Below are 416 nucleotides of genomic sequence, written 5' to 3'. Positions count from 1 at the left end.
CTCTCTCCCGCTGTGTAACGTTTTGTTATATTTGCTTACTAACTGTAATATCAACCAAAAATTATAATTATGGAAGCTCAAAAAGCTCAAGCACGCAAGTCTGTGCTTAATTACGGTTTACTCCTTGGATTTATCCTGGTAGTTCTGGGTGTAGTTATGTACGTCCTGGATTATCACCTCCAGCCCCACTGGTCTTTTATGGTGCTCACTCTAATTGTTTTTATTGCTGTAGTAACCTATGGAATAAAAGCATTTAAAAAGGAGAACGGCGGATTTCTTTCTATTGGTGAAGCAATTAAAGTTGGAGTGGGGATAGCTCTTGTTGCAGCTATCATTAGCGGGATCTGGGTTTTACTTTTAACTACAGTGATAGAACCCGGTTTCATGGAGCAGGCAATAGAACTTGAAAGACAGAA

General features: G+C 39.4%; 1 protein-coding gene. It reads left to right on the top strand.

Annotation, left to right across the window (positions count from 1 at the left end; genetic code table 11):
- Nucleotides 1-69 precede the first annotated feature (69 nt).
- Nucleotides 70-416: DUF4199 domain-containing protein (locus tag HC175_RS19410; RefSeq protein WP_168139776.1), on the top strand; the 347-nt coding region annotated here is incomplete at its 3' end.

It is taken from the genome of Salinimicrobium oceani (assembly GCF_012037645.1).
Note: the sequence above shows the minus strand (reverse complement) of the source record. Positions and strands in the feature narration are given on the sequence as shown.